The 6,643-nt window shown below is 72.7% G+C and carries 7 protein-coding genes; all 7 read right to left on the bottom strand.

Translation table 11 applies throughout. From position 1 onward, the window contains the following. Nucleotides 1-70 precede the first annotated feature (70 nt). The 7 genes from CA983_RS38945 to CA983_RS38915 all read right to left on the bottom strand — a co-directional run bounded on the left by CA983_RS38945 (nucleotide 71) and on the right by CA983_RS38915 (nucleotide 6,492). Nucleotides 71-1,024 carry a VWA domain-containing protein gene (locus CA983_RS38945; RefSeq protein WP_244207284.1) on the bottom strand — a complete coding sequence of 318 codons (954 nt, stop codon included), beginning with the start codon at nucleotides 1,022-1,024 and terminating at the stop codon, nucleotides 71-73. Nucleotides 1,025-1,031: 7 nt separating this feature from the next. Continuing rightward, nucleotides 1,032-1,973 carry a DUF58 domain-containing protein gene (locus CA983_RS38940; RefSeq protein WP_086605427.1) on the bottom strand — a complete coding sequence of 314 codons (942 nt, stop codon included), beginning with the start codon at nucleotides 1,971-1,973 and terminating at the stop codon, nucleotides 1,032-1,034. Then, nucleotides 1,970-2,968 carry an AAA family ATPase gene (locus CA983_RS38935; protein ID WP_244207283.1) on the bottom strand — a complete coding sequence of 333 codons (999 nt, stop codon included), beginning with the start codon at nucleotides 2,966-2,968 and terminating at the stop codon, nucleotides 1,970-1,972. Before CA983_RS38935 ends, CA983_RS38940 begins: the two co-directional genes overlap by 4 nt. Before the next feature lie 2 nt (nucleotides 2,969-2,970). Then, nucleotides 2,971-3,219, bottom strand: a complete 249-nt coding sequence (locus tag CA983_RS38930; RefSeq protein WP_086605426.1) for a hypothetical protein — start codon at nucleotides 3,217-3,219, stop codon at nucleotides 2,971-2,973. Nucleotides 3,220-3,355: 136 nt separating this feature from the next. After that, on the bottom strand, nucleotides 3,356-4,888 hold the full coding sequence (locus tag CA983_RS38925; protein ID WP_086605425.1) for an MFS transporter: 1,533 nt from the start codon (nucleotides 4,886-4,888) through the stop codon (nucleotides 3,356-3,358). Continuing rightward, nucleotides 4,885-5,436 (bottom strand): TetR/AcrR family transcriptional regulator, encoded by a 552-nt coding sequence (locus CA983_RS38920; protein ID WP_244207282.1) that lies wholly within the window; start codon nucleotides 5,434-5,436, stop codon nucleotides 4,885-4,887. The genes CA983_RS38925 and CA983_RS38920 overlap by 4 nt, the downstream gene beginning before the upstream one ends. Before the next feature lie 84 nt (nucleotides 5,437-5,520). After that, the gene (locus CA983_RS38915; RefSeq protein ID WP_086605423.1) at nucleotides 5,521-6,492 is read right to left on the bottom strand and encodes an aldo/keto reductase; all 972 of its coding nucleotides are present in this window, start codon (nucleotides 6,490-6,492) and stop codon (nucleotides 5,521-5,523) included. Nucleotides 6,493-6,643: the final 151 nt, after the last annotated feature.

The raw sequence follows: 6,643 nt of genomic DNA, 5'->3' as shown, positions 1-6,643 counted from the left end.
GAAGGACGGGCCGCGGGGCTCGCCCAGGCCGGAGCGGGGATGGGGGTCGGGCACGGTCGTACCTCCTTCATCACGGGAGCCGCGAGAACCACAGCAGGGACAGCGCGGCCGTCACGAGTGCCGTGACCAGGCCGGCGGCCACGAACCACTGCCAGATCTCGCGCTCCTCGGTGCGGTAGCCGACGGAGCTGCCGATGTCCTCGTAGACCGCCTGGAGTTCCTCTCCGGTGGCGGCCTCGTGGTAGTCGCCGCCGGTGCGGGAGGCGAGGTTCTCCAGGGCGGGGCCGTCGACGGGGACCTGGAGGATGCGGCCGCCGCCGAGGTCGACGACGCCGTCCTCGGTGCCGTAGGCGATCGTCGAGACCGGGATGCGGTCGCCGGCCGCCTCCTCGGCCGCCGACTCGATCGAGCGGCCGGAGGTGTTGGCGCCGTCGGACAGCAGCACGATGTGGGCGGGCGGCGGTTCGGTCTCGGCCTGCCGGTCGAGCGCGCGGATGGCGTCGCGGGCGGCGATGACGGCGTCGCCGATCGCCGTGGCCTGGCCGAGGGTGAGCTGCTCGATGGCCGAGCGCAGCACCACGCGGTCGGTGGTCGGCGGCACCGCGACCGTGGCCGAGCCGCTGAAGGAGACCAGTCCGGTGTTGAACCGCTCGGGCAGCCGGTCGACGAACGCGAGGGCGGCGCGCTGGGCGGCCACGAATCGAGTGGGTTCGACGTCGGTGGCCTCCATGGAGCCGGACGTGTCGAAGGCGATCATGATCGTGGCCCGTTCCCGCGGGACCTGCACGTCGGCCGTCGGCCGGGCGAAGCCCAGCACCAGCAGCGCGAGCGTGGCGCAGAAGACGGCAGCCGGGGCGTGCCGGCGCCAGCCGGGCCTGCTCGGCGCGACCTTGTCGAGCAGGTCGAGGTTGGTGAAGCGGACGGCATAGCGGCTGCGCCGGCGCTGGACCAGCACATACGCGGCGATCAGGCCGGCGAGCGGCACGAGCAGCAGGAGCCAGCCGGGTGAGCGCAGACTCATCATGCCTCCCTCATGCCGCCCCGCCGCCGGCCCGGCGCCGCTGCGTCTCGACGTACCGGACCACGTCGCGGACCCAGTCCCGGTCGGTGCGCAGCCGCAGATGGGCGGCGCCCGAGCGGCGGATGGACTGCCGGATCAGTGCCCGTTGCTCCAGCGCGGCCCGTGCGTAGCGCTCCCGCAGGCCCCGGGTGTGCGTGGAGATCTCGCGGCTGCGTCCGGTCTCCGGGTCGACGACGGTGAGCAGCCCGACGGGCGGCAGGTCCAGTTCGCGCGGGTCGACGATCTCCACGGCGAGGACCTGGTGCCGGCGGGCGAGGGTCTTCAGGGGCTGTTCCCAGCCGGTCTCCAGGAAGTCGGAGACGACGGCGACCAGGCCGCGGGCGGGCAGGACGCGCAGGGTGTGCAGGGCGTCGGCGAGGTGGTGTGCCGGGGGCCCGGGGGTGACGCGCGGGCGTTCGAGGGCGGTCCGCAGGATCGCGAGCAGGTGGCGACGGCCGGTGCGGGGCGGGATGCGCCGGCTGCCGTACGGTCCGCCTCCCGGGAGACGGTCCCCGGGGCCCTGTCCGGCGAAGACGGCGCCGAGGCGGTTGCCGGCCCGTTCGGTGAGGAACGCGACCGCGGCCGCCGCGCCGACCGCGAGGTCCCGCTTCTCCATGCGGGCGGTGCCGAAATCCATGCTGGCGGAGGCGTCGAGCACGATCCAGGTGGTGAGTTCGCGGTCGGCGAGGGTGAGGCGGACGTGCGGGACGGTGGTGCGGGCGGTGGCGTTCCAGTCCATCCGCCGGACGTCGTCGCCGATGACGTACGGCCGGGTCTCCGCGACCTCGTCGCCGGGCCCGGGCAGCAGGGACGGGTGGTCGCCCTGGAGCAGGCCGTCGGGGTGGCGGGTGAAGAGCAGCTCCAGGTGCCGCAGCGCCTGCTCGGGGGTGAGTTCACCGAGGGTGGGGGTCATGCCGCCGCCTCCTCGGCCGCCTGACGGGGGCTGATCCGCGGCTGTTCCACGGAGGCGAGCACCTCGTCGACGATCTGCGGCCCGGTCACTCCGTCGGCGAGCGCGTCGAAGGAAAGGACGAGGCGGTGTCCGACGACCTCGTGCGCCAGGTCGCCGACGTCCTCGGGCAGGACGTAACCGCGGCCCCGCAGCAGGGCCAGCGCACGGGCGGCGGCGACCAGGCCGAGGGTGGCGCGGGGACCGGCGCCGTGGGCCAGCCGCCGCTGAGGACCGGCCAGTTCACGCGTCGCGCAGACGAGCCGTACGGCGTACTCGGCGACGGCGTGGTGCACGAACACCTCGTCGGTGGACCGCTGGAGCGCGACCAGCCGCTCGGGGGTGAGGACCCGGCGCGGGCGGGGAGGGTCGACGCTCATCCGGTAGAGGATGGCGAGTTCCTCGGACTCGCTGGGCGCGGCGACCTCCACCTTGAGCAGGAAGCGGTCGCGCTGGGCCTCGGGGAGGTGGTAGACGCCCTCGGACTCGATCGGGTTCTGGGTGGCGAGGACGAGGAAGGGCTCGGGGACGGGCAGTGTGGTGCCGCCGATGGAGACCTGGTGCTCGCCCATGACCTCCAGCAGGGCGGACTGCACCTTGGCGGGGGCGCGGTTGATCTCGTCGGCCAGGACGATGTTGGCGATGACCGGGCCGGGTTCGATGTCGAAGGTCTCCTGGGAGGGCCGGTAGATGCGGGTGCCGGTGATGTCGGAGGGGACGAGGTCGGGCGTGAACTGGAGCCGGGCGAACCGTCCGCCCACGACATGCGCCAGGGTCTTCGCGGCCAGCGTCTTGGCGACGCCCGGCACGCCCTCCAGCAGGCAGTGGCCCCGGGCCAGCACGGCGGTGAACATCCGCTCCACCATGCGGTCCTGGCCGACGATCACCCGCTTGACCTCGAAGAGGGCCTCTTCCAGGAGCTTGCCGTCGGGGGTCATGGCGGCCGGGGCGGTGGCCACGGTCACAGCTCCGAGGCGGGGTCGCCGCCACTGGGAGCGGTGCCGCTCGGGGCGGTGCCGCCGTCCTTCCACGGGCAGTCCTCGTCGCCCGCCGCGCCTCCGCCGGAGGAGGTGCCCTCCTCGACGACGAACCTGACCTGCTCGCGCGGCGTCTCGTCACCGTCGGCGGCGAGCGCGACACCGCCGCCCGCGAGGCCGGCGGCGGCCAGGACGGAGACGGTGACGATCGCCTTCTTCGTACGACGTGTCATGATCGGTGGCTCCTTCGGCCGTGGGGAACGACGTCGGGTTACGGAGCCAAGACCATCAGGCGAGGGCGAAAACGGGCTTAAAGGCGCGGCTGAGCAGGGCCGGTGGAAGGGTCGGCCCACACCACACGCTCACAACCTAGGGGTGTTCCGCCCCGCTCTCCAGCCGCTGTCCCCGCAGCAGGAACCACGCCGCCACCGCCGCCGACAGCAGGACCGTCGCTCCGACGCCCGCCGCGAGGGCCAGGCCGTCGACGAAGGACGTGCGGGCCGCGTCCAGCATCACCGCGGAGGTGTGCGCGGGCATGCTCGCGGCCGCCTCCACGGCGCCGCCCAGCGACTCGTGGGCCGCGGCCGGTGTGCCCGCCGGGCCGGTGAAGTCGCGGTAGACGCCGGTCACGATGGAGCCGAGCACGGCGATGCCGAGGGCCGCGCCGAGTTCGTACGCCGTCTCGGAGACGGCGGACGCGGAACCGGCCTGCTCCTTGGGGACGCTGGAGAGGATCACGTCGGCGGTCACGGTGAACGAGAAACCGGCTCCGACGCCGACCACCAGCAGTGCGGCCCCGAGCAGCGGGTAGCCGGTGGACTGGCCGATCACCGTGAGCGCTGCCAGGGCGAGCCCGATCGCCGCGAGCCCCCCGGAGACGACGGCCCGCACCGAGAAGCGCCGGGCCGCGCGCCCCGCGGCCAGTCCGGCCACCACCGCGCCGATCGCGGCGGGCAGTTCCGCCAGGCCCGCCTCGAACGGGCGCCTGCCCTGGACGAGTTGCAGGTACTGGGAGAGGAAGAACACCAGCCCGGACAGGCCGAGAATGGTCAGCAGGTCGGCCAGCACCGCCCCGCTGAAGCCGCGGTTGCGGAACAGCCGCATGTCCAGCAGCGGGGCCGGAAGCGTGAGCTGGCGGCGTACGAACCCGTAGAGGGCGGCCACGCCCAGCAGGCCCGCGCCGAGGGTGCTCCATGCGAAGCCGTGGGTGGCGGCCTCCTTGATCGCGTACACGACACCGACCATGCCGACCAGCGACAGCACGACGCTGACCAGGTCCCAGGGACCGGGGTTCGCGGTGCGCGACTCGGGCAGCAGCTTGATACCGACGAGCACCAGGACGGCCATCACGGGCAGGTTGATCAGGAAGACCGAGCCCCACCAGAAGTGCTCCAGCAGGAATCCGCCGACGATCGGTCCGACGGCCGTACCGGCGGAGGCGGTGGCGCCCCAGATGCCGACGGCGAGACTGCGTTCGCGCGGGTCGTGGAAGAGGTTGCGGATCAGGGCCAGCGTGGCCGGCATCAGGGTCGCGCCGGCGACACCGAGCAGCGCCCGCGCCACGATCAGCATCTCGGGGGTGGTGGCGTAGGCGTTGAACACGGATATCGCGCCGAACGCGGTGGCACCGGTCAGCAGGATCCGCTTGCGGCCGATCCGGTCGCCGAGGCTGCCCATGGAGACGAGCAGACCGGCGATGACGAACGAGTAGACGTCGCCGATCCACAGCAGCTGTGTGCCGGAGGGCTTCAGGTCCTCACTGATGTAGGGGGTCGCGAGACCGAGGACGGTCGCGTCGACGGCCACCAGCAGCACGGCGAGCACCAGGACGCCGAGCGCGAGCCAGCGGCCCGGGCGCTTCACCGCCTCGGCCGTCTCCGCCGGCTGCAAGGTGCTGGTCATGATTCCTCTCTCCGTAGTGCGCCGCCGAGCAGCAGCTCGACGATCATGTGCTGGAAGTCCCTGGGGGCGCCCTTGCCGCTCTGCACCATCCAGGCGCCGGAGGCCATCAGGCCGTAGAGCGCCTCGGTGAGCCAGGCCGGCGTGAGGTCGATGCGGAACTCGCCGCCGAGCTGGCCGCGCCGGAACAGGGCGGAGATCCGCTCGTCGATCAGGGTCCAGCCCGGGTTCTGCGCCTCGCCCTCGAACAGCTGGTTCTCGGTGTAGAGGAACCCGAGCAGTCCGGCGGCGGGCTCCATGGCCCCGACCAGCCGGCGTACGGCCTCGCTCGCCGTGCCGTCGTCGAGCCGGGCGGCGTCCAGCGCGGCCTCGCACTCCGCGATGCCCAGCGACTCCAGCGCCCGGACGAGGGCGTCACGCCCGGCGAAGTGGCGGTGCAGCGTGGCGCGGCTGATCCCGGCGGCCTTGGCGACCTCGTCCATGGTCGCGGTGGATTTGCGGGTCAGCAGGGCCGCGGCGGCGCGCAGCACGTGGTCAGGATCGACAGCCATGAGACAACCATACTCCATATGAGACATCAATGTCTCATGGTGGGCATGCGTGACTCACGGCTGCCGGTTCACGGAGAGGTGTGATCAGTGCCAGGGCAGCTGCCCGCGCCGCTCCCAGTACGCCTGCGGTTCCTCGACCAGCGTGGCGAGTCGGGCCAGCTGGTCGTCGTCGAGGTCGACGACCGCCGCGTGCAGGTTGGAGGCGAGCTGGGTGATGGTGGCCGCGCCGGAGAGGACGACGCCGGCCCAGGGCTGCCGCAGGATCGCCGCCAGGGCGACGGCGTCGCAGCCCAGCCCGGCCTCCTCGGCGATCTCCTTCAGCACGTCCGGCGCGTGCGGCCCGGCGAGCCGGCCGTTGGCCATGCCCTCCTTGACGATCACGGTGAGCCCGGCGTCGTGGGCCTCGGCGAGGGCGGGAGCGGCGGAGGTCTCCAGCGCGTTGTACGTCGACTGGACGGTACGGAAGAGGGGTTCGCCGTCGACCGTGACGGCGAGGGCGGCGCGGATCGCGTCCGCCTGGGCGGGGCCGCTGGTGGAGAAGCCGATGGTGAGTCCCTCGGCGGCGGCTTCCGCGAGCTTCGCGTGCAGCTCCTTGTCGGTGAGGGCCGGGCTGTCCGGGGTCACCGAGTGGATCTGGTAGAGGTCGAGCCGGTCACCGAGCAGGGCGTCGGTCTCGGCGCGCTGCCGTTCGTAGGTGGCGAGGGTGTGGTCCTTGACCTCGTGCGTCTCGGCGTCGGTGGACCAGTCGGCGGTGTAGGTGTAGCCCCACTTGCTGCCTACGACGATGTCCTCGAGGCCGGGCCTTGTGTTCAGCCAATCGGCGAGGAACTCTTCCGAGCGGCCGTAGGAGCGGGCGGCGTCGAAGTAGCGGACGCCTTGGGCGTAGGCGGCGTCCAGGAGTTCGTGGGTGCGGGTGCGCAGCGTCTCGACACTGCGGTCCTCTCTGAGGTCTTCGTCCCGGCCGAGGTTGATGTAGCCGGGGCGTCCGACGGCGGCGAGGCCGAGGCCGATGTGGCAGGTGGGGGTTGTTGCTGTGGCCAGGCGGGCGAAGGGCATCGGGGCTCCGTTCGGTCGGCTGTTGACGACCAACGTAACTCGCGATGCCCTTCGCCTCAGGGTTCGGTCCTCGGGGTGTTCTGGCGGGTGCGGGTTGCGTGTGGTTGCTCGCGCCCACGCGGCGGAGCAGCACATCGATACAGCCCCGCGC

The sequence above is a fragment of the Streptomyces swartbergensis genome (assembly GCF_002148965.1).
In the GTDB taxonomy this organism is placed as follows: Bacteria; Actinomycetota; Actinomycetes; order Streptomycetales; family Streptomycetaceae; genus Streptomyces; species Streptomyces swartbergensis.
The sequence above is the reverse complement of the archived record's forward strand: the minus strand, read 5'-3'. Positions and strand labels throughout refer to the sequence as shown.